General features: G+C 44.0%; 27 protein-coding genes. 23 read left to right on the forward strand and 4 right to left on the reverse strand.

Annotated elements, in window-relative coordinates:
• Nucleotides 1-129 precede the first annotated feature (129 nt).
• The 17 genes from MFP28_RS03575 (at nucleotide 130) to MFP28_RS03655 (ending at nucleotide 12759) form a co-directional block, all read left to right on the forward strand.
• Entirely contained in the window at nucleotides 130-1530 is a 1401-nt protein-coding gene (locus tag MFP28_RS03575) for an amino acid permease (protein ID WP_002905991.1), read from the forward strand.
• Between the two features lie 25 nt (nucleotides 1531-1555).
• Entirely contained in the window at nucleotides 1556-2104 is a 549-nt protein-coding gene (locus tag MFP28_RS03580) for a hypothetical protein (RefSeq protein WP_002905993.1), read from the forward strand.
• A complete protein-coding gene (locus MFP28_RS03585; protein ID WP_002905994.1) occupies nucleotides 2105-2311 on the forward strand; it encodes a hypothetical protein in 207 nt (68 codons plus the stop codon).
• On the forward strand, nucleotides 2298-2567 hold the full coding sequence (locus MFP28_RS03590) for a hypothetical protein (protein WP_002905995.1): 270 nt from the start codon (nucleotides 2298-2300) through the stop codon (nucleotides 2565-2567). The genes MFP28_RS03585 and MFP28_RS03590 overlap by 14 nt, the downstream gene beginning before the upstream one ends.
• A 137-nt stretch (nucleotides 2568-2704) precedes the next feature.
• Nucleotides 2705-3649: a S41 family peptidase gene (locus MFP28_RS03595; RefSeq protein ID WP_002905996.1), complete on the forward strand. Its 945-nt coding sequence runs from the start codon at nucleotides 2705-2707 to the stop codon at nucleotides 3647-3649.
• A gap of 63 nt (nucleotides 3650-3712) precedes the next feature.
• Complete coding sequence (locus tag MFP28_RS03600) at nucleotides 3713-4138, forward strand: GNAT family N-acetyltransferase (RefSeq protein ID WP_002905997.1); 426 nt, start codon at nucleotides 3713-3715, stop codon at nucleotides 4136-4138.
• Nucleotides 4139-4153: 15 nt separating this feature from the next.
• Nucleotides 4154-4612 carry a GNAT family N-acetyltransferase gene (locus MFP28_RS03605; protein WP_002905998.1) on the forward strand — a complete coding sequence of 153 codons (459 nt, stop codon included), beginning with the start codon at nucleotides 4154-4156 and terminating at the stop codon, nucleotides 4610-4612.
• Nucleotides 4613-4742: 130 nt separating this feature from the next.
• Entirely contained in the window at nucleotides 4743-4979 is a 237-nt protein-coding gene (locus tag MFP28_RS03610; RefSeq protein ID WP_002899859.1) for a DUF2829 domain-containing protein, read from the forward strand.
• On the forward strand, nucleotides 4972-5670 hold the full coding sequence (locus tag MFP28_RS03615) for a 3-oxoacyl-ACP reductase (RefSeq protein WP_002905999.1): 699 nt from the start codon (nucleotides 4972-4974) through the stop codon (nucleotides 5668-5670). The genes MFP28_RS03610 and MFP28_RS03615 overlap by 8 nt, the downstream gene beginning before the upstream one ends.
• A 4-nt stretch (nucleotides 5671-5674) precedes the next feature.
• Complete coding sequence (locus MFP28_RS03620; protein ID WP_002906000.1) at nucleotides 5675-6433, forward strand: GNAT family N-acetyltransferase; 759 nt, start codon at nucleotides 5675-5677, stop codon at nucleotides 6431-6433.
• A gap of 285 nt (nucleotides 6434-6718) precedes the next feature.
• Nucleotides 6719-7513 (forward strand): hypothetical protein, encoded by a 795-nt coding sequence (locus MFP28_RS03625; protein ID WP_002906001.1) that lies wholly within the window; start codon nucleotides 6719-6721, stop codon nucleotides 7511-7513.
• A 127-nt stretch (nucleotides 7514-7640) separates the two neighbouring features.
• Nucleotides 7641-9020, forward strand: a complete 1380-nt coding sequence (glmU, locus tag MFP28_RS03630) for a bifunctional UDP-N-acetylglucosamine diphosphorylase/glucosamine-1-phosphate N-acetyltransferase GlmU (protein WP_002906002.1) — start codon at nucleotides 7641-7643, stop codon at nucleotides 9018-9020.
• Between the two features lie 8 nt (nucleotides 9021-9028).
• Complete coding sequence (locus MFP28_RS03635; RefSeq protein WP_002906003.1) at nucleotides 9029-9580, forward strand: NUDIX hydrolase; 552 nt, start codon at nucleotides 9029-9031, stop codon at nucleotides 9578-9580.
• A gap of 12 nt (nucleotides 9581-9592) precedes the next feature.
• The gene (gene macP / locus MFP28_RS03640; protein WP_002905026.1) at nucleotides 9593-10015 is read left to right on the forward strand and encodes a cell wall synthase accessory phosphoprotein MacP; all 423 of its coding nucleotides are present in this window, start codon (nucleotides 9593-9595) and stop codon (nucleotides 10013-10015) included.
• Nucleotides 10016-10091: 76 nt separating this feature from the next.
• Nucleotides 10092-10784 carry a 5'-methylthioadenosine/adenosylhomocysteine nucleosidase gene (locus MFP28_RS03645; RefSeq protein ID WP_002897135.1) on the forward strand — a complete coding sequence of 231 codons (693 nt, stop codon included), beginning with the start codon at nucleotides 10092-10094 and terminating at the stop codon, nucleotides 10782-10784.
• 13 nt (nucleotides 10785-10797) lie between these two features.
• Nucleotides 10798-11106 carry a DUF898 family protein gene (locus MFP28_RS03650; RefSeq protein ID WP_002906005.1) on the forward strand — a complete coding sequence of 103 codons (309 nt, stop codon included), beginning with the start codon at nucleotides 10798-10800 and terminating at the stop codon, nucleotides 11104-11106.
• Between the two features lie 111 nt (nucleotides 11107-11217).
• Nucleotides 11218-12759, forward strand: coding sequence for an ABC-F family ATP-binding cassette domain-containing protein (locus MFP28_RS03655; RefSeq protein WP_002906008.1), 1542 nt, complete (start codon nucleotides 11218-11220; stop codon nucleotides 12757-12759).
• Nucleotides 12760-12812: 53 nt separating this feature from the next.
• On the opposite strand, the gene MFP28_RS03660 is transcribed toward MFP28_RS03655, so the two are convergent.
• From MFP28_RS03660 to MFP28_RS03670, 3 genes are read right to left on the reverse strand one after another with little or no spacing between them, the layout of a single operon-like run.
• On the reverse strand, nucleotides 12813-13049 hold the full coding sequence (locus MFP28_RS03660) for a zinc-ribbon domain-containing protein (RefSeq protein ID WP_002897142.1): 237 nt from the start codon (nucleotides 13047-13049) through the stop codon (nucleotides 12813-12815).
• 35 nt (nucleotides 13050-13084) lie between these two features.
• Nucleotides 13085-13903: a peptidylprolyl isomerase gene (locus MFP28_RS03665; RefSeq protein ID WP_002906012.1), complete on the reverse strand. Its 819-nt coding sequence runs from the start codon at nucleotides 13901-13903 to the stop codon at nucleotides 13085-13087.
• Nucleotides 13904-13957: 54 nt separating this feature from the next.
• The gene (locus MFP28_RS03670) at nucleotides 13958-14377 is read right to left on the reverse strand and encodes an NUDIX hydrolase (protein WP_002906014.1); all 420 of its coding nucleotides are present in this window, start codon (nucleotides 14375-14377) and stop codon (nucleotides 13958-13960) included.
• 227 nt (nucleotides 14378-14604) lie between these two features.
• Here MFP28_RS03670 and MFP28_RS03675 point away from each other — a divergent pair, with 227 nt between their 5' ends.
• The 3 genes from MFP28_RS03675 to gloA2 all read left to right on the forward strand — a co-directional run bounded on the left by MFP28_RS03675 (nucleotide 14605) and on the right by gloA2 (nucleotide 17716).
• A complete protein-coding gene (locus MFP28_RS03675) occupies nucleotides 14605-14787 on the forward strand; it encodes a PspC domain-containing protein (protein WP_002897145.1) in 183 nt (60 codons plus the stop codon).
• 130 nt (nucleotides 14788-14917) lie between these two features.
• Nucleotides 14918-17218 carry a DNA translocase FtsK gene (locus tag MFP28_RS03680; protein ID WP_002906017.1) on the forward strand — a complete coding sequence of 767 codons (2301 nt, stop codon included), beginning with the start codon at nucleotides 14918-14920 and terminating at the stop codon, nucleotides 17216-17218.
• Between the two features lie 111 nt (nucleotides 17219-17329).
• A complete protein-coding gene (gloA2, locus tag MFP28_RS03685; protein ID WP_002906019.1) occupies nucleotides 17330-17716 on the forward strand; it encodes an SMU1112c/YaeR family gloxylase I-like metalloprotein in 387 nt (128 codons plus the stop codon).
• A gap of 110 nt (nucleotides 17717-17826) precedes the next feature.
• Here the strand turns inward: gloA2 and MFP28_RS03690 are convergent, their stop codons facing one another.
• The gene (locus MFP28_RS03690) at nucleotides 17827-18174 is read right to left on the reverse strand and encodes a DUF3397 domain-containing protein (protein WP_002897148.1); all 348 of its coding nucleotides are present in this window, start codon (nucleotides 18172-18174) and stop codon (nucleotides 17827-17829) included.
• Nucleotides 18175-18325: 151 nt separating this feature from the next.
• Here MFP28_RS03690 and rplK point away from each other — a divergent pair, with 151 nt between their 5' ends.
• The 3 genes from rplK (at nucleotide 18326) to MFP28_RS03705 (ending at nucleotide 21123) form a co-directional block, all read left to right on the forward strand.
• Nucleotides 18326-18751 carry a 50S ribosomal protein L11 gene (gene rplK, locus MFP28_RS03695; RefSeq protein WP_002894851.1) on the forward strand — a complete coding sequence of 142 codons (426 nt, stop codon included), beginning with the start codon at nucleotides 18326-18328 and terminating at the stop codon, nucleotides 18749-18751.
• 101 nt (nucleotides 18752-18852) lie between these two features.
• Nucleotides 18853-19542 (forward strand): 50S ribosomal protein L1, encoded by a 690-nt coding sequence (gene rplA / locus MFP28_RS03700; RefSeq protein WP_002894855.1) that lies wholly within the window; start codon nucleotides 18853-18855, stop codon nucleotides 19540-19542.
• Nucleotides 19543-19671: 129 nt separating this feature from the next.
• Nucleotides 19672-21123, forward strand: coding sequence for an APC family permease (locus MFP28_RS03705; RefSeq protein WP_002906023.1), 1452 nt, complete (start codon nucleotides 19672-19674; stop codon nucleotides 21121-21123).
• The last annotated feature ends 175 nt before the right edge of the window (nucleotides 21124-21298 follow it).

Here is a 21298-nt window from a genome sequence, read left to right on the forward strand (position 1 = left end):
CATCTATTTTAAAGACCTAGGCTGAGATTTTTCTCAGCCTTTCTTTTCGGTATTTTTCTGAGAAAGATTCCTAAAAGGGAGGAAATATGATAAAATAGGGCGTTAATGCAATTAGGAGAATAAGAATAGATGAATATTTTTAGAAAAAAAGATGCCAGTAAGGACAGAACGGGTATGCGCCGTCACTTGAAAATTCCTGATTTAATTTTGCTTGGTATTGGGGCCATGGTAGGAACTGGGATTTTCACCATTACAGGGACTGGAGCAGCCAAATATGCTGGGCCTGCTCTGACCGTTTCGATTGTCATTTCAGCTCTTTGTGTGAGTATTTCAGCTCTTTTTTACGCTGAGTTTGCCTCACGGATTCCGGCTAATGGCGGAGCTTACAGTTATATTTATGCGGTTCTGGGAGAATTTCCTGCTTGGCTGGCTGGCTGGCTAACTATCATGGAGTTCATGACCGCTATCTCAGGTGTTGCCTCTGGCTGGGGCTCTTATCTGAAGGGCTTGCTGAGCGGCTTTGGTATCCAGCTGCCGGTAGCTCTGAATGGCACCTTCAATCCCAAAGCAGGTACTTATGTGGACTTGCTGCCCATTCTGGTCTTGGCCTTTGTTACGGGAGTTGTCCTTTTGAACTCAAAGGCCGCCCTGCGCTTCAACTCAGCCTTGGTGGTTTTGAAATTCTCAGCCTTGGCACTCTTTATTATTGCAGGATTTTTCTTCATCAAACCAGAAAATTGGTCTAACTTTGCACCATTTGGCTTTGGAGAAATTTATGGTGGGAAGGTCGGCATCATGGCTGGAGCTTCACTCATGTTCTTTGCTTTTCTAGGCTTTGAGTCCATTTCCATGGCGGTCGATGAAATTAAGGAGCCCCAAAAGAACGTTCCGCGCGGGATTGTTTTGTCCTTGAGCATCGTGACCATTCTCTATATTTTGGTGACCTTGGTCTTAACCGGGATTGTCCACTATAGCAAGCTGGATGTTTCTGATGCGGTGGCCTTTGCCCTGCGCAGCGTCGGACTTGGCTGGGCAGCTAACTATATCTCTATCGTCGCTATTTTGACTCTGATTACAGTCTGTATCTCCATGACCTACGCCCTGTCGCGGATGATTTACAGTATTGCACGTGATGGTCTCTTGCCTCGCTCTTTTAAAAAATTGACAGATACCAGTCGGGTGCCAAAGAATGCAACGATTTTAGTAGGGATTGCCTCAGCTGTCTGTGCCGGTATCTTCCCCTTGGCTAGCATCGCCTCTTTCCTCAATATCTGTACCTTGGCCTATCTGATTTTATTGGCACTTGCTGTCTTGAAATTGCGGAAAGATCAAGGAATGCCCAAAGCGGGAGAATTCAAAACGCCTCTAGTACCTCTGACACCGATTTTATCCATTATCATCTGCCTGTCCTTCATGACCCAGTATACCAAGGAAACCTGGCAGGCCTTTGGAATTGCCCTAGCGCTGGGAAGTCTCATCTATGCTTTCTATGGCTATCGAAACTCAGAAATCGCTGTAAAAGAGAAGTAGCGAAGAGATTGGTTGAGAAGATGAAGTGCAGAAACTTGGTAACTATAAACAAAGCAGAAAGAGTTTTATGAAGAAAAATTGTATAAAAGGCCGATGCTATAATATCTCTTTGAATGGTAAGAAAACTTTTCTCGGATGGTTCTTAATAATTTCTGATAATGGACAGGAATATCTCGTGGAGAGAAATGGAACAATGTCTTGTGGCTGTTCTAGAAAGGTTTATCAAACAGACTATTCTTTCATACCGCATACTGAATTTTTAAACAAATCAAATAATCTACCTGCTATTGCAGGAACTTCCATAGGTCTTATCTTGGCTAGAATGCTGAGAAAAATAATTCCACTAAATTTTTTCTTTGGGCCAATAAATCGACCAATGGATATCGGAACTGGTCTTGTAAATATTGGTGTGGCGATAGGATCGATGGTTCTTGCTATGTTTCTTGTAAAGTATTATAGAAAGAAACGGCTTGAATTTTTTCTAAATAAAAAAGGTTGCAAACTTAGCTTGATTGGAAAAGTAAGGACAAAAGAGCCTATTAAAAAATTGCCTAACGGAATAGAGGTGTGGTAAATGAAACGGTTTAGCATTCGTCAATTATTGGTATTAAGCACTTTATCAAGTGTAGTATTGTTTGTTATGTTTTTTACTCAGCCCAGATTCTTTTTATTAATACCTATTTTTATTGGAATAGTCTTGTTTTTCAGAGGTATAGAAGTTAGTGGAGACAAAGAGATAGAATTTGAACTAATAGAAATAGAAAACAATGAAGAACCTTAACCTAACCCAAAAGAAGAAAATCTGGCTCTTTGTCCTTGCTTTGTTTGCCCTGATTTTGCTGGCGATTGTGATTAATATTCAGCTGAACCAGCCCGAAGATATGAATGCTGATTATGTCGGGCTTTGGAAGACAACTTGGCATGAGAAAAATAAAGACTGGCTCTATCCACTCAAAAATATCTGTCTTGTTATTCTGGCAGTTCTGGCTGGGTCTGGTTTGATGATTGCATTTTCCAAGAGTGAGAGATGGAAATAAGCTTTTGTAGATTTAAACGAAATCATCTTACAAAAATGTAAGATTGACGATGATAAATGTAAGGTAGAGACATGGAAAACGTGTCTCTATTTTGCTACAATTAGCTCAGAAATCCTCACAAGAAAGGTTGTGCAATTATGAAAAAAGTCCTTTTAGGTTGCTTGGGGACAGTACTGGTTTTGCTTGCTCTTTTAATAGGTTTTCTAGCCTACTTTGGTCCAGACTATGGCATTTTTCTTTTTCCGCCTAGTCCGCAAGACTACGCTCGCTCGGTCGTGAAAAAGCTTGATTTCGGTCTTTATACGGATAAAGATTGGGAAAATGAGAAGAAGAAAGCCTTAGAGAAACTTGAATCTGCCAAGACTTATCAAGATACCTATCCTGTCTTGGAAAAATTAACCAAAGAGGCTGGCGGGAAACATTCTTATTTTTTAAGTCCACAGGATAATCCCGAAAATAGTCCGGAAAGCAAAAATCAGCCTGAAGTGCAGAATCGGGAGGGTATTCTCTATTTAAAAGTTCCTGCTTTTACCGGTGATGCACAAGCGGCGAAGACTTATGCCAAGAAACTGTCAGCAGCTCTTAAAAAGGATGATTATCAGGCAGTTCTTGTGGATTTGAGAGATAATACCGGCGGGAATATGTATCCGATGCTTGCTGGACTATCCTCTCTTCTGCCTGATGAAGACCTCTTCCAATTCATTGAAAAAAATGGAAGCAAGAGCGCGGTTTCTCGATCAGATATTCTGAAACAGCTTGGTTTGGAGCAGACTGATGATAAAGCAAAGAAAGTGCCCATAGCCGTCCTTACCAATGAACGTACAGGAAGCTCAGGAGAAATGACTGCTTTAGCTTTTAAGGGACTTGAAAATGTTAAAATTTTTGGTCAGCCAACGGCAAGCTATACTACGGGAAATAATTATTATCAACTATATGATGGAGCGGTTTTGCTCTTGACTACCTCGAGTATCCTAGATCGCACGGGCAAGCTTTATAAGAATGAGGCAATTCAGCCCGATGTCCTAACAGACCAGCCTTTAGAAGAGGCGGAGTCTTGGTTGAAGGGACAGATAGGAGAATAGTTCATTGAAAGCAGTCAAAGAGACTGCTTTTCTGCTATAATAAAGAGAAGAACGAGGTGACAGATGATTCGTAAAGTAAAACTAAGAGATGCTGCAGCCATTCAGCGGCTCAATGATGAGTGTCTGGGCTACGATTTCGATAGGGAAGCGACGAAGGCTCAACTGAAAAAGTTACTAGAGAATGACCAGCATTTGATTTTGGTAGTTGAAGAAGACGGTCAGGTCATAGGCTATGCTCATGCTGCTAGCTACGACTGTCTCTATTTCCCGTCCTTGCTCAATCTCTTGGCTTTGGCCGTCGCTCAGGATTTTCAAGGGCAGGGACATGGCAGAGCGCTGATGCAAGCTTTGCGTGAAGAGGGAAAAGCAGCAGGCTACACAGGAATTCGGATTAATTCAGGCATTTCCCGCTCCGCAGCCCATGAATTTTATCGCAGCCTCGGCTGCAGCGAAAAAGCAGACCAGAAACGCTTTTATTGGGGATTTTAGAAAAAAGAGGAGTAGATGATGATTGAACCACTAACCCAGCAGCATGCTTTAGAAATTGCTAAGGACTGGCATTATGAGGTGCCTTATGACTTTTATGACATGAAAAATGACTTGGAGGATTATGAAGAAATGGTCTCCCCTGAAGCGCGTGGGGACCGTTATTATCAAGTCCTGAGAGAAGGGGAACTCTATGGATTTTTCTGCTTAGAGCAGAAAGGAAATCGAATTTTGGAGCTTGGTTTGGGGATGAAGCCGGAGCACTGCGGAAAAGGTCAGGGCGCGGCATTTTTGCAGGAAATTCTGGGTTTTATCATGGAAAATTTTGCGCCCCAAGTCATCAGGTTATCCGTGGCTGACTTCAATCACCGAGCCCAGCAGCTTTATCTCAATATGGGCTTTGAAATGGTGAGGCGCATTCCGCAGGAAAGCAATGGCGATATTCATCTCTTTGTGGAGATGGAGAAGAAGGTCTAATTTTAGACTTTATTGCAAAGCAGCAGATAAAATTGTTGACAGTCAAGAAAAAGTCGTTCAATATACTTATGACTACTGGCGGCTAGCAGGGAATTTGTCAATGATTACCAATAAACAAAAGGAGAAAACCATGACATTTGAAGAAATTTTACCAGGCCTTAAGGCCAAGAAAAAATATGTACGTACAGGCTGGGGCGGAGCGGAAAACTACGTCCAGCTCTTTGATACGATTGAGCAGAATGGGGTGGCTCTTGAGGTGACACCTTATTTCCTCATCAATGTTTCAGGTGAAGGGGAGGGTTTCTCCATGTGGAGTCCGACTCCTTGTGATGTCCTCGCGACAGATTGGGTGGAAGTAGATGACTAAGACGGTACTGGTGACGGGAGCTAGCTCTGGCATCGGCCGAGCTCAGGCTCTGACCTTTTTGGAAAATGGCTACCGGGTTTATGGGGTGGACAAGGATGAAAATCCTGGCTTTCTAAATGAGCTACGTTTTGTCAAGATGGATTTGACAGGTGATTTGACACCACTCTTCACTAGCTTGCCTGAGGTGGATATTCTCTGTAATACAGCAGGTATTTTGGACGATTATCGTCCCCTGCACGAGACCAGCGACGAGGACTGGGAGCAGATTTTTGCCCTCAATCTGACCGCAACTATGAAAATCACTCGCTTTTACCTGCAGAAAATGCTGGAGAAAAAGTCTGGTATCATCATTAATATGTGCTCGATTGCTAGCTTTCTGGCTGGCGGTGGCGGTGCTGCCTATACAGCCTCTAAGCATGCTCTGGCTGGCCTGACCAAGCAGATAGCCTTAGACTATGCGGATAAAAATATCCAAGTGTTTGGCTTGGCGCCAGGTGCTGTCAAGACAGCTATGACTGCTGCAGATTTTGAGCCAGGCGGACTGGCAGACTGGGTTGCTGAGGAAACGCCTATCAAGCGCTGGCTGGATCCTCAGGAAGTATCTGATGTTAGTCTCTTTCTAGCCAGTGGTAAGGCTTCTGCTATGCAGGGCGAGATTATCAAAATTGACGGCGGCTGGAGTTTGAAGTAAGTAAATGAATAATGAAAACAATGAAAAAGCTAAGAACCTTTTCCAAACCTGGACCAAAAATATGGTGATTTACGGTTTGGATGCTGGCCTAGGGCAGTTCTTCATGAATGCGCCTGAGACATCCTGCCTTTACCAACTAGGAAATTTCATCTTTCCAGTTGGTCAGGTGGATCGGGATTTTTGGCAGGATTATAGTAGCCAGTATGGTCTGGCTGATAAGATTATCATCTCTGAGGATTTCAGCTGGCGAGAATTTTTAGATAGTCAGAGTGAGTTGCAGCAGTTTACTCGCTACGCTTTTTCGGACAGGGCTGATTTTGATACAGAGGCTTTGGAGAAATGGAAGAGCAGGCTACCAGCAAATTACTACCTTAGTCCGATTGATAAGGAGTGTTATGAGTGTTTGGCTAGGGAAGCCTGGTCTCAGGATTTGCAGGGTGATTTTTCTGATTTTGATCATTTTCAAGCGGAGGGTGGCTTTGGCTTTTTGCTCTATTCAGGAGAGGAAATCATCGCTGCTGTATCAACAGGTTTGGTCTATCATGGAGCCCTTGAGATTGAAATTGCTACCAAGCTATCCTACCAAAGGCAGGGCTTGGCCAAAATCTTGGGTGCCCAGATGATTTTAGAAGCCCAAAACCGCTCACTCTTTCCTCTCTGGGATGCGCATAATGAAGCTTCCAAGAAGGTTGCAGAAAGCTTGGGCTATCAGAGTCTAGGAGCTTATCCGGCCTATGAATGGAAAGGGACTTTTGACCAATGAAGAAAAACCAAAGCTATGACTTAAAAGATATCATTCAGGCTGTGAAATCAGAAAAGCTAGATGATGATTTCTGTTTGTATGCTAAGGAAAATGGAGAACTGAATTTTCAGGACAGCTACTTGCCTTGTAGATACATTTGGCAATGACTTTGAGAGTTTGAAAAACCAATTAGCATTTCTTCCGCTACAGTCTTCAAAGACCGTTTCTGAAAAAGATTGAAAATAGGTCTAAAAAAGCTTATAATAAAAGCTATAAAACGACAGAAGGCTTCTAGGAGGATTAATTTTGAAGAAGGTTCATTTTTTTATCATTTACGGCTGTGTCTGCTTTGTACTGATTGGCGGAACCTTTCTCTATACTTACTTTAAGCCTGGAGGAATCGCAGAAGCTCTTGAATCCCGCTTTAAGCTATCGGCTGTAGTGGATGCATCTTTGAAAAAATTCGATCATGATAGTTTTTACATGGATCGGCTGTCTGAGTCGACCTATCTAGAAGGCTACAAAAAAAGAAAAGCCAAGACGGTTAAACAGCTGACTGTTTCAGATTCACCTTATTTAGCTAAGCTTTACGAAACCTATGATGATCAAGAACTGACCCATTATTTCAGCGAAGATCGGATGTACTTGGAAGAAAAGGATGGATTTGAGACCATTGATGACACTGAGTCACGGAAACATATTGATGGCTATTCGGGCATGTCCTCTTTTAAGGCTTTGCTGCAGGTCATGGTAGATAATGAGTCAGAACTGACTAAGAAAAAAGTGGACGGGGGCTATGAGTTTTCGGTGACGGCAGAAGGTGATTTGGCCTATGACCTTATCGATGCCTTCTACTATGCTTATAATGATGAGCATTATGATACGACCATCGACATTGAGAAGTGTCAGGTTGCCTTTGTGGTTGACCCTAAGACTCGGACCATTCGCTCTATTGATATGACCATGGATTTGGATGAAGATACAGCCTTAGATGGGGAATTGATTTACTTCAAGCAGCGGGCTGTTTTCAAAGACTATGGCAAAGCAAAAGTCCATCTTCCAAAGAAAATCAAAGAAAAAGAAGCAAAATCAGCTGTTTAAAGGCTGATTTTTTTGTGCAAAAGTTTTTTCGTTGCAGATTTTTAAGGGGATGGCTTGATTTTAAATTTTTAAAAATTACCTTTTAGTGATATAATAAAGGTGATATCCTACAGAAAAGAGATAATTGATGACAAATTACGCGATTATTTTGGCTGCGGGTAAGGGTACTCGCATGAAGTCAGATTTGCCAAAGGTACTGCACAAGGTTGCAGGGATTTCCATGTTGGAACATGTTTTCCGCAGCGTCAATGCTATTAATCCAGAAAAGACCGTGACAGTTGTTGGGCACAAGGCGGAGCTAGTTGAGCAAGTCTTGGCAGGTCAGACAGACTTTGTCCGTCAGACCGAGCAGTTGGGAACTGGTCATGCCGTTATGATGGCCGAGCCTGTTTTGGAAAATCTGACAGGTCAGACGCTGGTCATTGCTGGCGACACTCCTTTGATTACAGGAGAAAGCCTGAAAAATCTGATTGACTTCCATATCAACCACAAGAATGTTGCGACTATCCTGACGGCAGAAGCAGATAATCCTTTCGGCTACGGCCGTATCGTTCGCAATCAGCACGACGAAGTTTTGAAAATTGTCGAGCAGAAGGATGCTTCTGATTTTGAGCAGCAAATCAAGGAAATCAATACGGGGACTTACGTCTTTGACAATGCCCGTCTCCTTGAAGCCCTCAAAAATATCAATACCAATAATGCTCAAGGCGAATACTATATCACAGATGTGATTGGTATTTTCCGCGAAAATGGTGAAAAAGTCGGCGCTTATACGCTGAAAGACTTTGATGAGAGTCTGGGGGTTAATGACCGTGTGGCTCTTGCTACAGCTGAGAGTGTAATGCGCCGTCGGATTAACCAGCAGCATATGGTCAATGGTGTCAGCTTTGTCAATCCTCATGCGACCTATATTGATGTGGATGTAGAAATTGCGCCAGAGGTTCAAGTTGAAGCAAATGTGACCCTGAAAGGTCAGACCAAGATTGGGGCAGAGACTATCCTGACCAATGGTACTTATATTGTGGACTCTGTCATTGGAGAACGGACTGTCATTACCAACTCCATGATTGAAGAGTCAAGTGTTGCGGATGGAGTGACGGTCGGACCTTACGCTCATATTCGTCCAGGTTCTAGTCTGGCCAAGGATGTCCATGTCGGCAACTTTGTAGAAGTTAAAGGATCGTCAATTGGCGAAAATACCAAGGCTGGTCATTTGACCTACATTGGAAACTCTGAAGTTGGTGCTAATGTCAACTTTGGTGCGGGTACGATTACGGTTAACTATGATGGTCAGAAGAAGTACAAGACTATCATTGGCGACAATGTCTTTGTTGGTTCCAACTCGACCATTATTGCCCCAGTTGAGCTAGGTGATAACTCACTAGTCGGTGCAGGTTCTACCATTACGAAGGACGTGCCAGCAGATGCTATTGCTCTGGGACGTGGCCGTCAGATTAACAAGGAAGATTATGCTAAGCGACTTCCTCATCACCCTCAAAATAAGTAGGTTTAATCATGGAATTTGAAGAAAAAACCGTCCAACGGACGGAGATTTATCAGGGACCGATTTTTAAAGTTGTCCAGGACCAGGTAGAGCTGCCAGAGGGCAAGGGTCAAGCCCAACGGGATTTGATTTTTCATAATGGTGCGGTTGCTGTGATTGCTATCACCCCGGAAAATAAGATGATTTTAGTCAAGCAGTACCGCAAGGCGATTGAAGCGACTTCTTACGAGATTCCAGCTGGCAAGCTGGAGGTAGGAGAGAATGCAGATCCCCAAGCGGCTGCCCTCCGAGAATTAGAAGAAGAGGCCGGCTACACTGGACAGCTGGAGTTGGTCTATGATTTCTACTCTGCTATCGGTTTTTGCAATGAAAAAATCAAGCTCTACAGCGCCAGCCATTTAACAAAGGTCGAAAACCCTCGTCCCCAAGACGAGGATGAAACATTGGAACTTTTTGAAGTCAGTCTGGAGGAGGCACATCAGTTGTTGCAAAACGGTGACATCTGCGATGCCAAGACCATCATGGCCCTTCAGTACTGGCAACAAAAAAATCTGAATAAATAGGAACGTAGATCAATGGGAAAAGCTTTATTAACAGATGAAATCATTGAGCGGGCCAACCGCGGTGAGGATATTTCGGGGCCGCCTCTCATGGATGACGAGGAAACCAAGATTCTTTCAACTGGCAGAAGCTCCTTTAGCTCGCAGCAGTCCAGCCGACAGGATACTCAGTTTGGTTATCAAAGCCCTCAAAACCGCTTTGGTTATGAAGAAGCTCGGTCTCAGCAGAATCAGAGTCGTTTTGGTTATCAGACTGCTCAAAACCAAGAGGAGTTTACGGATGAGACTCTGCACATTGAGGTAGATCCGACCGTGACTAAGAGCCGTCGGATTGAAAACCAAAAGCGGAGCCTCTTTCAAGCCAAACTCAATAAGATTCTCCTTTGGGTAGTTATCCTGCTGATTGGTTTGATTGCTGCTATTATTTGGTGGCCTTAAAAACCTGCTCTATTGCACTTAAAAGGAAGCCTAGCCTGTCTAAGCTTCTTTTTCATCAGATGATTTGAGGTATTATATGAAAATTGGAATTATCGCAGCAATGCCCGAAGAGTTGAAGATTCTGCTGGAGCATTTAGAAAACCCGCAGAAGCACCTACGTTTGGGCCATGTCTATCATACGGGCTCTATCGGCTACCATGAAGTGGTGTTAGTCGAAAGCGGGATTGGCAAGGTTATGTCCGCTATGAGTGTGACTGTTCTGGTCAATGATTTCAAGGTTACAGCTGTGATTAATACAGGCTCAGCTGGAGCAGTGGCAGAAGGTTTGGCTATCGGCGATGTGGTGGTCGCAGATCGTCTGGTCTACCATGATGTGGATGTGACGGCCTTTGGCTATGACTACGGTCAGATGGCACGACAGCCACTCTATTTTGAAGCGAGTCGCTATCTGGTTGCTGAAATGAAGAAAATTTTAGACAAGACTCATCAGAAGGCTAGAGTAGGTTTGATTGCGACAGGTGACAGCTTTGTTGCTGGTCAAGACAAGATTGACCGCATCAAGGAGCATTTTCCAGATGTCTTGGCTGTTGAGATGGAAGGGGCAGCTATTGCCCAGGCTACTCACTCGATTGGCCTGCCCTTTATGGTTATTCGCGCCATGAGCGACACAGCTAGCCATGATGCCAATGTCACTTTTGATGAATTCATTCTTGAAGCTGGTAAACGCTCTGCAGAAACCCTGATTCAATTTCTGAAAGAGTTGGTTTAAAGGGGGAGATAGTATGTATAAAGAGTCTTATTTTGATGGTGGTCTCTTTTCTTACATCGGTCATGTGATTTTAGCTACCTTGATTACAGTATTTACGCTAGGAATTTGTGCACCTTGGGGCATGTGTATTCTGTATAATTGGAAGATAAAACATACAGTTATTAACGGGCACCGTCTTTATTTTGATGGTACTGCCATGCAGCTTTTTGGGAATTGGATCAAGTGGTGGCTCCTGACCATTGTTACCTTTGGTATTTATGGCTTTTGGCTGAAAATCAAACTGACCCAGTGGATTACCAAGCATACGCATCATGTGAATTGAAAACAAGCAAGCGAGACTTAAGTGGCTCGCTTTTCCTTTTCTTCTGTCTTGCCAAAAAATCCCTTTTGATGGTATAATCAAGGAACTGCAATCAATGATAGAGGAGAAAAAATGAGTATCTTAGAAGTGAAAAATCTCAGCCACGGTTTTGGAGACCGGGCTATTTTTGAGGATGTATCCTTCCGCCTGCTCAAGGGTGAACATATCGGCCTGGTCGGTGCCAATGGTGAGGGAAAGTCAACCTTTATGAGCATTGTGACAGGTAAAATGCTACCAGACGAAGGTAAGGTCGAGTGGTCCAAGTATGTGACGGCTGGCTATCTGGACCAGCATGCTGTTTTGGAGCAAGGCCAATCTGTCCGCGATGTCTTGCGCACGGCCTTTGACGAGCTTTTCAAGACGGAGGCTCGTATCAATGAAATCTATATGAGCATGGCTGAGGAAGGAGCGGATGTTGATGCCCTGATGGAAGAAGTGGGCGAGCTGCAGGACCGCTTGGAGAGCCGAGATTTTTATACTTTAGATGCCAAGATTGACGAGGTTGCACGGGCACTAGGTGTGATGGACTACGGTATGGAGAGTGATGTGACGGAGCTATCTGGTGGGCAGCGGACCAAGGTTCTCTTGGCTAAGCTGCTTCTTGAAAAACCGGATATCCTGCTCTTAGACGAGCCAACCAACTATCTGGATGCGGAGCACATTGACTGGCTCAAGCGTTATCTACAGAACTATGAAAATGCCTTTGTTCTGATCTCGCATGATATTCCTTTCCTGAATGATGTGATCAATATCGTCTACCATGTGGAAAATCAACAGTTGACCCGCTATTCTGGGGATTATTACCAGTTTTTAGAGGTCTATGAGATGAAAAAATCTCAGCTGGAAGCGGCCTACGAGCGCCAGCAGAAGGAAATTGCGGACCTTAAGGACTTTGTGGCTCGCAACAAAGCCCGTGTGGCGACCCGTAATATGGCCATGTCCCGCCAGAAAAAGCTGGATAAGATGGATATTATTGAGCTACAAAGTGAGAAGCCAAAGCCTACCTTTGACTTCAAGCCTGCCCGCACACCTGGACGTTTTATCTTCCAAGCCAAGGATTTGCAGATTGGTTACGACCGACCGCTAACCCAGCCCCTTAACCTGACCTTTGAGCGCAATCAGAAGGTGGCTATCATCGGGGCAAATGGAATTGGAAAAACAACCCTGCTCAAGAGTTTGCTGGGGATTATTCCGCCTATTGCAGGTCAAGTCGAGCGTGGGGACTATCTAGAGCTGGGTTATTTCGAGCAGGAAGTTGAGGGCGGCAATCGTCAGACACCGCTGGAAGCAGTCTGGAACGCCTTTCCGGCTCTTAACCAAGCAGAAGTCCGAGCAGCTCTGGCCAGATGTGGCCTGACTTCCAAGCACATCGAGAGCCAGATCCAGGTTCTTTCAGGTGGAGAGCAGGCCAAGGTCCGACTTTGCCTCCTAATGAACCGAGAAAATAATGTTCTGGTGCTGGACGAGCCGACCAACCACCTGGATGTCGATGCCAAGGAAGAGCTCAAACGAGCTCTGAAAGAATACAAGGGCAGCATCCTTATGGTCTGCCATGAGCCTGATTTCTATGAAGGCTGGATGGACCAGATCTGGGATTTTAACCAGTTGACTTGATAAAATTTAAAAAAGAAAAGAGACGGTTCATTGAGAATCGTCTCTTTCTGTTGCTAATAATTCAAAAACTGCTCGATTTCCTGCTTTTCAATCTGTTTGCCGTGCTGGCAGACTGGGCAGGTGAGGTAATGTTTTCTACCGTAAGGAAAGGTAGGAATCCAATAGAGTGTAAACTTTCGGCCGGTTTCAATAATGTCCCAAGGTGCGACGTTGTGGCAGTTGGCACACTCGATATTGCTTTGGGTCTGTCCTACGTTTTTCTGATAACCTTTATATCCCCAGATAATCATATTGATTTCCCTCCTTTATTGGTTGGGCGGCAAGCTTATTTGCTGAAGTCATAGTCCTTGATAATCTCGATTTTTTCAATCTTGATATCTTTTTTAGGCTTGTCATTATTGTCTGTTTCTGCGGCAGCGATTTTGTCCACCACATCCATACCTTCCAACACTTGGCCAAATACGGTATAAGCACCGCCATCTAAAGTAGGATTTCCACCGTTTTTATAGGCTTCGATGATTTTAGCTGGGAAGGAATCCGTAGACATTTGGCTAGTCAAATCTTTCTTGCTTTGATTGATGAAGAACTGACTGCCATTGGTACCAGGGCCTGCATTAGCCATGGATAGGGCACCACGAATATTATAGAGATATGGAGAATACTCATTTTTAAAGCCGTTTCCAGAGTCTTTAGACTTGTCTTTGCCCTTCCAGATAGACTCGCCTCCAGTGCCGTTGCCTTTAGGATCTCCGGTCTGAATCATAAATTCATTGATAACGCGGTGGAATAAAACGCCGTCATAGTAGCCTTCCTTGGCATGGGTCAGGAAGTTTTCAACGGCTAGTGGGGCTTGTTTTGGAAAGAGCTTGATGCGGATATCGCCTTCAGTCGTTACCAACTTGACTTCCGCTTCATCTTCAGCAACTTCTGTAGATAGCTGCGGAAAATTGGCATTTTCGTTGGTCATGGCATCCTTGAATTGCTCACGGAGTTTGCTGGTTTCCTCTGGGTCAGAGCTAGAGCTCACTAGTGAGGAACTGCTGGATGAGTTGGAGGAGCTAGTAGTCTCCTCTTTCTTACCTTTACCAGAGCAGCCAGCCAAGACAAGTCCTGATAAGAGGCTGATAAGAAGAATTTTTTTCATATAAAACCTTTCTCACATTAGATTGTAAACTACTGATATTTTACTACAATTAGGCTAGTTTTTCAAACCCTCCTGTGTCAGACAATCCAGGAGCAGATTTTTAAGTCCTTCTGGCTGTAAGTTTAGGTTGCGAATTGCTTCTATATCTAGCCATTCAGGTTGATAGATATTCTGGGCATGACTGCGAAGGGCTTCCTCGCCCTTAATCATGGGGGTTGATGTATGGCTGATAGTGGCGCGAAAATAGATTTCTAAGCGGTGGCCATTTCTGAAAGTAAAGGCTGGCTGAAGCTGCTTTTCAGACAAGCTCCAACCCAGCTCTTCCTGAATTTCTCGCTGAGCTACTTGGACTGCTGTCTCACCTGACTCGGCTCCGCCGCCCGGTATTACAAAATACTCTTCTCCATTTTTCCAGCGGTGGATGAGCAGTATTTGCTTGGTTTGGGGATTGTAAAGAATGACTCCGGCTCGCATTATCTTCCTCCTGATATGTTTTTACTGTTAATTAATTAGAATTTCCTTATATTCTAACACAAGAACAAGAGTTTTGCTGAGACTTGCTAAAAGTATGGTAGAGTGAACAAATTCATCTTGATGTAATTAAATTTTATCTGAAGAGAGGGTTTAATAGCAGGCGAACTTGTGCATAGAGAAATGTTATGGTAAAATAAACAGTGTAAAAATAATAAGGAGTGTTTTCCATGGAGAAAAGACTGACAAGAGATGTCAACAACAAAAAAATCGCTGGTGTATGTGCTGGTATCGCAAACTACTTTGATTTAGATCCAACCTTGGTCCGTATTCTTTGTATTGTTTTTTGCTGTGCAGCAGGTACAGGTGTCTTGGCTTACTTGATTGCCTGGGCGGTTATGCCAGAGGCTTAATAAGAATTATGTGATAGTGAAATGAGAACTGGCTAGCCCAGTTCTTTTTGCGTGGATAAATAAGTTTTTTTGTTTCTGATCTAGATAAAAGATTTCTCATCTAAGGCTCAAATATGGTATAATAAGGGTTATGGCAACTAAGAAAAACACGAAAAAAGGCAGGACAACTCGTCGGCCGACAAAAGCAGAATTAGAAAGACAAAAAGCAATAAAGAGAATGATTGCCACCTTTGTGTTGGCTCTTATTCTTTTGTTTGCAGCGATAAAGCTGGGCGCCTTTGGGGTTACCATTTATAACATGATTCGCCTCTTGGTGGGAAGCTTGGCCTATCTGGCTATTCTGGCCAGCTTTGGCTATCTCTTTTTTTTCAAGTGGCTGCACAAGCACGAAGGGTCGGTTTCAGGATTTATCAGCCTTTTTTTGGGACTGGAGTTAATTTTCCAAGCTTATTTCGTCAGTGTGTTGAAGCTAGAAGGGGCAGCTGTCTTATCCACAACTCTAGGCAGGGTCTTGACTGATCTGACAGCCTTTAAGGTCAGCTCCTTCGCGGGTGGCGGCCTGCTGGGCTCTCTCCTGTACGCGCCTATCTCTTTCCTTTTTTCAAATATCGGTTCTTATTTCTTCGGTCTGCTGCTCATTCTTTTGGGCGGTCTGCTTATGAGCCCTTGGTCTATCTATGACATTTCAGAAAAGGCTATGGCAGCCTTTCAAAATTGGAGAGAGAAGCAGGAAGAAAAGCGGCAGCTTCGTTTCTTGGAGCAGGAAGAGAAAGCTGCACAGGCAGCTATGCAAGCCATTGAAGTAGAGCAGGAAGAAGCTGAAGTCGATCCTGAAACAGGAGAGATTTTAGATGACGAGGACTTGTCAAATACAGCTGTGGACTTTGACGAGGCAGACTATGAGGAAGTGGGAGAGTATGATCCTCATGAGCCTCTGGACTTTGGTCGCGAAGAAGAGACGGAGGAGGCAGATGTAGACGTTGAAGTGGACTTTACTGCCAAGGAAAGTCTGGACTACAAGCTGCCGACCATCAACCTCTTTGCGCCCGACAAGCCTAAGAATCAGTCTAAAGAAAAGCGCATTGTCCGCGACAATATTAAGATTTTGGAAGAGACCTTTGCTAGTTTTGGGATCAAGGCTGCTGTTGAGCGGGCTGAAATCGGACCTTCCGTCACTAAGTACGAGGTCAAGCCAGCTGTTGGTGTTCGGGTCAATCGGATTTCCAATCTGGCTGATGACTTGGCTCTTGCCCTAGCTGCCAAGGATGTACGGATTGAGGCACCAATTCCTGGGAAATCCCTAGTCGGGATTGAAGTACCCAACTCTGAAGTTGCGACCGTGACTTTCCGAGAACTCTGGGAACAGTCGAAAACGGATGCCAACAAGCTCCTAGAAATCCCACTTGGGAAGGCTGTCAACGGCTCTGTCCGCTCCTTTGACTTGGCTAAGATGCCCCATCTCTTGGTAGCGGGCTCTACTGGTTCTGGAAAATCTGTGGCCGTCAACGGTATTATTGCCAGCATTCTCATGAAAGCCAGACCGGATGAAGTCAAGTTTATGATGGTGGATCCTAAGATGGTGGAGCTGTCCGTTTATAATGACATTCCTCACTTGCTTATCCCAGTCGTGACCAATCCTCGCAAGGCTAGCCGTGCACTCCAGAAGGTTGTAGATGAGATGGAAAACCGCTATGAACTCTTCTCCAAGGTCGGTGCCCGTAACATTGCTGGCTACAATGCTAAAGTAGCCGAGTACAATGCTCAGTCAGAATACAAGCAGGTGCCCCTGCCTTTAATCGTCGTCATCGTGGACGAGCTGGCTGACCTTATGATGGTGGCCAGCAAGGAAGTGGAAGATGCCATTATTCGTCTGGGACAAAAAGCGCGTGCAGCTGGGATTCACATGATTCTGGCTACCCAGCGTCCATCAGTAGATGTTATCTCCGGTCTGATTAAGGCCAATGTACCCTCTCGGATTGCCTTTGCTGTATCCAGTGGGACAGACAGTCGGACCATTCTGGATGAAAATGGAGCGGAAAAACTTTTGGGACGTGGGGATATGCTCTTTAAGCCTATTGATGAAAACCATCCGGTTCGTCTGCAGGGCTCCTTTATCTCAGATGAAGATGTGGAGCGAATCGTAGCCTTTGTCAAGAACCAAGCTGAAGCTGATTATGACGATAGCTTTGATCCGGGTGAAGTATCTGAAAGCGATATTGAGTCTGGCGGTGGAGATGATGGAGGAGATCCCCTCTTTGAAGAAGCCAAGGCCTTGGTTATCGAGACTCAGAAAGCCAGTGCATCTATGATTCAGCGACGACTCTCGGTTGGCTTTAACCGAGCCACTCGTCTCATGGAAGAGCTGGAAGCGGCAGGCGTTATCGGGCCGGCCGAGGGAACCAAGCCGAGAAAAGTTTTGCAGACGAATTAATTCTAATTTCACTAGTCTGCTAGCAAGATAATCATTTGATAAAAACAAATCTGCCAGCAGTCAGCCGGCAGATTTTCTCTACTTACACATTGCCAAGGAAAGGAAAAAAGTATGAAACTAGACACCATTCACCATATAGCCATCATTGGTCATGATTATGCCAAGACCAGGGAGTTTTATGTGGACAAGCTGGGCTTTGATATGCTAGACGAGCACCATCGGCCGGACAAGCAGGATATTCTTTTTAATGTCCGCAAGGGAAATCTGACTCTGGAAATTTTTATCAAGGAAGAAGCTCCCAAGCGTCCAGCCCTGCCTGCTCCAGAGCATACCGGTCTACGGCATCTGGCCTTCCGAGTGAAAGATGTCGAAGAAACGCTAGCGGAATTTGACCGTTTGGAGATTCCCCATACTGAGCTGCGCTATGACGACTTCGACGGCCGTAAGATGGCTTTCTTCTTTGATCCGGATGGACTGCCTTTAGAGATTCATGAATAAAACTAGGAAAATCGGGAGGTCCTTCTTTCACGGCAAAAGAAGGACTTGTAAGTCCCGCATATGAAAAACCCATCGGCTATCTGATAACCGATGGGTTTTATTTTATATTGCTACAAAAAGAGTCCGATGACCATGGCTAGGTACATGAAGAAGGTCAGAAGAAAACCTGCTCGCCAGAAGAACTTAAAGAACTTAGGGTAGTAGAAGCTCCGTTTTTTCTTGAGAAAATAGATGGTGATGGCGATAGCGAGAACTGAGAGAGCTAGAGTCAGTTGGGGCAGCAAGCTATGATAGTAGGCCTTGTCTGAAATAATATAAAATTCCACAACAAAAAGCGGAAAAGCCAAATCCGCAAAGTTTAAACCGTATTTTCTTAATTGAAAAACTCGCACTGTAATAGTGGTTAAAATCAAAGTTAAAAAGATAAATAAAATCGAAGCAATCTTTAATAGTGTCATAAGATTATTTTACCACAAAAAATTCAAAAAAGAAGATAAAATTCCTTGCATTTAACAAAGTTTAGTGTATAATAGAAAGGTATGCGAAAAGCATACTTGTGGGAGGTAAAAATCTTTATTTACCGCCAAAACCACAAAGGAGGATTTAAAAATGGCTAAAAAAGTCGAAAAACTTGTAAAATTGCAAATCCCTGCTGGTAAAGCTACTCCAGCTCCACCAGTTGGTCCTGCGCTTGGTCAAGCCGGTATCAACATCATGGGATTCACTAAGGAGTTCAATGCTCGTACAGCTGATCAAGCTGGTATGATTATTCCAGTTGTTATCTCAGTATACGAAGACAAATCATTCACTTTCGTGACTAAGACTCCGCCAGCTGCTGTTCTTTTGAAGAAAGCTGCAGGCGTTGAAAAAGGTTCTGGTGAGCCAAACAAAACGAAAGTTGCAACAGTTACTCGTGCGCAAGTACAAGAAATTGCTGAAACTAAGATGCCAGATTTGAACGCTGCAAACATTGAGTCTGCAATGCGTATGATTGAAGGTACTGCTCGTTCTATGGGATTCACTGTTGTTGACTAATCAATAACGCTCATCCCATTTGCCCGCACTACACTTGATCAGATTGACGAGTGACGTGGGAGATGAAAATCGATTGAACCACTTACAAGGAGAAAGATAAAATGGCTAAAAAAAGCAAACAACTTCGTGCTGCTCTTGAAAAAATCGACAGCACAAAAGCATACAGCGTAGAAGAAGCTGTAGCACTTGCAAAAGAAACTAACTTTGCAAAATTCGATGCAACTGTAGAAGTTGCTTACAACTTGAACATCGACGTTAAAAAAGCTGACCAACAAATCCGTGGCGCAATGGTATTGCCAAACGGAACTGGTAAAACTTCACGTGTTCTTGTTTTCGCACGTGGTGCTAAAGCAGAAGAAGCGAAAGCTGCTGGTGCAGACTTCGTTGGTGAAGATGACCTCGTTGCAAAAATCAACGACGGTTGGTTGGACTTTGACGTAGTAATCGCTACACCTGATATGATGGCTCTTGTAGGTCGCCTTGGACGTGTCCTGGGACCTCGTAACTTGATGCCAAACCCTAAGACTGGTACTGTAACAATGGACGTTGCAAAAGCAGTTGAAGAGTCTAAAGGTGGTAAGATTACTTACCGTGCAGACCGTGCAGGTAACGTACAAGCTATCATTGGTAAAGTTTCATTTGAAGCTGACAAGTTGGTTGAAAACTTCAAAGCTTTCAACGACACAATCCAAAAAGCGAAACCAGCTACTGCTAAAGGTACTTACGTAACCAACCTGACTATCACTACTACACAAGGTGTTGGTATCAAGGTTGACGTAAACTCACTTTAAGAATTAAATTGAACTGCCTTCGGGTAGTTCTTTTTTTGAAATAAAAATGCTGATAACGATTACAAACTCATAGAAACATGTTATAATAATATCGAATCAATTTATTTTATAATAAAAGGAGACGGTGTCATGAAAAAAGATCAGAACCAGCTAACCTGGCTGATGGTATCTCTGATTGCTTTTAATATGGTCTGGGGTCTGGGCAATGTAGTTAATAACTACTCCCAGCAAGGCATTTCTGTAATTGTTTCTTGGATTCTTATCCTAGCTATTTACTTTATTCCCTATGCCCTCATCGTGGGGCAGCTAGGCTCGACTTTTAAGGAGAGCGGAGGCGGTGTCAGTGACTGGGTGGAGAAAACCTCTACCAAGCGGCTGGCTTATTTTGCAGCCTGGACTTATTGGGTGGTGCATATTCCTTATCTGGCTCAAAAGCCACAGGGTGTTTTGATTCCGCTGGGCTGGGCTATTCAGGGAAATGGCGACTTTTTGAGCAGTCTTGATATTCATTGGATTGTTATTCTTAGCTTGCTGATTTTCGGTGCCTTTCTCTATTTGTCTACCAAGGGGCTGTCCACGCTCAAGGTGATTGGGGGCTTGGCGGGAAGTGCCATGCTGATTATGTCTTTCCTCTTCGTTCTCTTGGCGGTCGGGGCGCCTTTTATCAAACCTGACATGCAGTTTGCGACGGCCAATATGGATAAGCTTAGCACTTACATTCCCAATTTTGATTTTTCTTATTTCACGACTATCTCCCTCTTAGTCTTTGCGGTCGGCGGGGCTGAGAAAATCTCGCCTTACGTTAACCAAACACGCAATCCAGCCAAGGAATTTCCAAAGGGGATGATTGTCATGGCTGTCATGGTTGGAGCATCTGCTATCCTAGGCTCTATTGCTATGGGCATGCTTTTTGATGGCAGCAATATTCCTGAAGACCTGATGAGAAACGGCGCTTACCAAGCCTTCCAAAAGCTGGGCAACTACTGGGGAGTGGGCAATGTACTAGTAGTCATCTATGCCCTGACCAACATGGTTGGACAGATTGCTGCACTGGCTTTCTCTATTGACGCGCCTCTGCAAATCATGCTCAATAATGCCGATGAAGAGTTTGTCCCAAGTTGGCTGCGCAAGCGGACATCAAAAGGAGTCCTCATTAACGGTTACATCCTGACTGGGATTTTGGTTAGCTTACTAATTATTCTGCCTATCTTTGGAATCAAAGAAATTGACGGCCTGGTCAAATGGATGACCAACCTCAACTCCATCGTTATGCCCATGCGGTATCTCTGGGTATTCCTGGCCTATATGTTATTAAACAAAGCTTGGAAAAAGTACAAAGATGCTGAGTACAAGTTTACCAAAAATCCAAAAGTTGGCTTTGCCATCGGAGCTTGGTGCTTCCTCTTTACAGCCTTTGCCTGTATTTTAGGGATGGTTCCGAAAGTAGACTTTGCCAAAGATCCAGCTGGATGGCAATTCTCTCTCTTGACAAATATCCTGACGCCAATCGTCTTGATCAGTCTGGGTGTCATCCTGCCACTCTTAGCTAAACGAGAAAAGAAACAGTCATTCAAGCAGTGAGTAGACCTAGCAAAAGATGATTAAAGTATTCATTCCCAGTCCTATCTGATGATGGGGCTGGTTTTTCTGTGAAATGAGCTTGCCTGCTCTGCTATTTTACTAAAAGGAAAAAAGAAAAATTTCAGTGATTTAACTATATAAAAATCACAAAATGTGGTAAAATAGTACAGATAAA

This window comes from Streptococcus sanguinis, from assembly GCF_050234405.1.
GTDB lineage: Bacteria > Bacillota > Bacilli > Lactobacillales > Streptococcaceae > Streptococcus > Streptococcus sanguinis_W.

Coding starts and splice junctions, on each gene's coding strand:
- gloA2 (WP_002906019.1), top strand. CDS start 17,330: ATGAAACTAGACACCATTCACCATATAGCCATCATTGGTCATGATTAT.
- MFP28_RS03605 (WP_002905998.1), top strand. CDS start 4,154: ATGATGATTGAACCACTAACCCAGCAGCATGCTTTAGAAATTGCTAAG.
- MFP28_RS03705 (WP_002906023.1), top strand. CDS start 19,672: ATGAAAAAAGATCAGAACCAGCTAACCTGGCTGATGGTATCTCTGATT.
- MFP28_RS03620 (WP_002906000.1), top strand. CDS start 5,675: ATGAATAATGAAAACAATGAAAAAGCTAAGAACCTTTTCCAAACCTGG.
- MFP28_RS03670 (WP_002906014.1), bottom strand. CDS start 14,377: ATGCGAGCCGGAGTCATTCTTTACAATCCCCAAACCAAGCAAATACTG.
- MFP28_RS03585 (WP_002905994.1), top strand. CDS start 2,105: ATGAAACGGTTTAGCATTCGTCAATTATTGGTATTAAGCACTTTATCA.
- MFP28_RS03660 (WP_002897142.1), bottom strand. CDS start 13,049: ATGATTATCTGGGGATATAAAGGTTATCAGAAAAACGTAGGACAGACC.
- MFP28_RS03595 (WP_002905996.1), top strand. CDS start 2,705: ATGAAAAAAGTCCTTTTAGGTTGCTTGGGGACAGTACTGGTTTTGCTT.
- MFP28_RS03600 (WP_002905997.1), top strand. CDS start 3,713: ATGATTCGTAAAGTAAAACTAAGAGATGCTGCAGCCATTCAGCGGCTC.
- MFP28_RS03690 (WP_002897148.1), bottom strand. CDS start 18,174: ATGACACTATTAAAGATTGCTTCGATTTTATTTATCTTTTTAACTTTG.
- glmU (WP_002906002.1), top strand. CDS start 7,641: ATGACAAATTACGCGATTATTTTGGCTGCGGGTAAGGGTACTCGCATG.
- MFP28_RS03575 (WP_002905991.1), top strand. CDS start 130: ATGAATATTTTTAGAAAAAAAGATGCCAGTAAGGACAGAACGGGTATG.
- MFP28_RS03635 (WP_002906003.1), top strand. CDS start 9,029: ATGGAATTTGAAGAAAAAACCGTCCAACGGACGGAGATTTATCAGGGA.
- rplK (WP_002894851.1), top strand. CDS start 18,326: ATGGCTAAAAAAGTCGAAAAACTTGTAAAATTGCAAATCCCTGCTGGT.
- MFP28_RS03615 (WP_002905999.1), top strand. CDS start 4,972: ATGACTAAGACGGTACTGGTGACGGGAGCTAGCTCTGGCATCGGCCGA.
- MFP28_RS03655 (WP_002906008.1), top strand. CDS start 11,218: ATGAGTATCTTAGAAGTGAAAAATCTCAGCCACGGTTTTGGAGACCGG.
- rplA (WP_002894855.1), top strand. CDS start 18,853: ATGGCTAAAAAAAGCAAACAACTTCGTGCTGCTCTTGAAAAAATCGAC.
- macP (WP_002905026.1), top strand. CDS start 9,593: ATGGGAAAAGCTTTATTAACAGATGAAATCATTGAGCGGGCCAACCGC.
- MFP28_RS03665 (WP_002906012.1), bottom strand. CDS start 13,903: ATGAAAAAAATTCTTCTTATCAGCCTCTTATCAGGACTTGTCTTGGCT.
- MFP28_RS03645 (WP_002897135.1), top strand. CDS start 10,092: ATGAAAATTGGAATTATCGCAGCAATGCCCGAAGAGTTGAAGATTCTG.
- MFP28_RS03590 (WP_002905995.1), top strand. CDS start 2,298: ATGAAGAACCTTAACCTAACCCAAAAGAAGAAAATCTGGCTCTTTGTC.
- MFP28_RS03650 (WP_002906005.1), top strand. CDS start 10,798: ATGTATAAAGAGTCTTATTTTGATGGTGGTCTCTTTTCTTACATCGGT.
- MFP28_RS03610 (WP_002899859.1), top strand. CDS start 4,743: ATGACATTTGAAGAAATTTTACCAGGCCTTAAGGCCAAGAAAAAATAT.
- MFP28_RS03680 (WP_002906017.1), top strand. CDS start 14,918: ATGGCAACTAAGAAAAACACGAAAAAAGGCAGGACAACTCGTCGGCCG.
- MFP28_RS03675 (WP_002897145.1), top strand. CDS start 14,605: ATGGAGAAAAGACTGACAAGAGATGTCAACAACAAAAAAATCGCTGGT.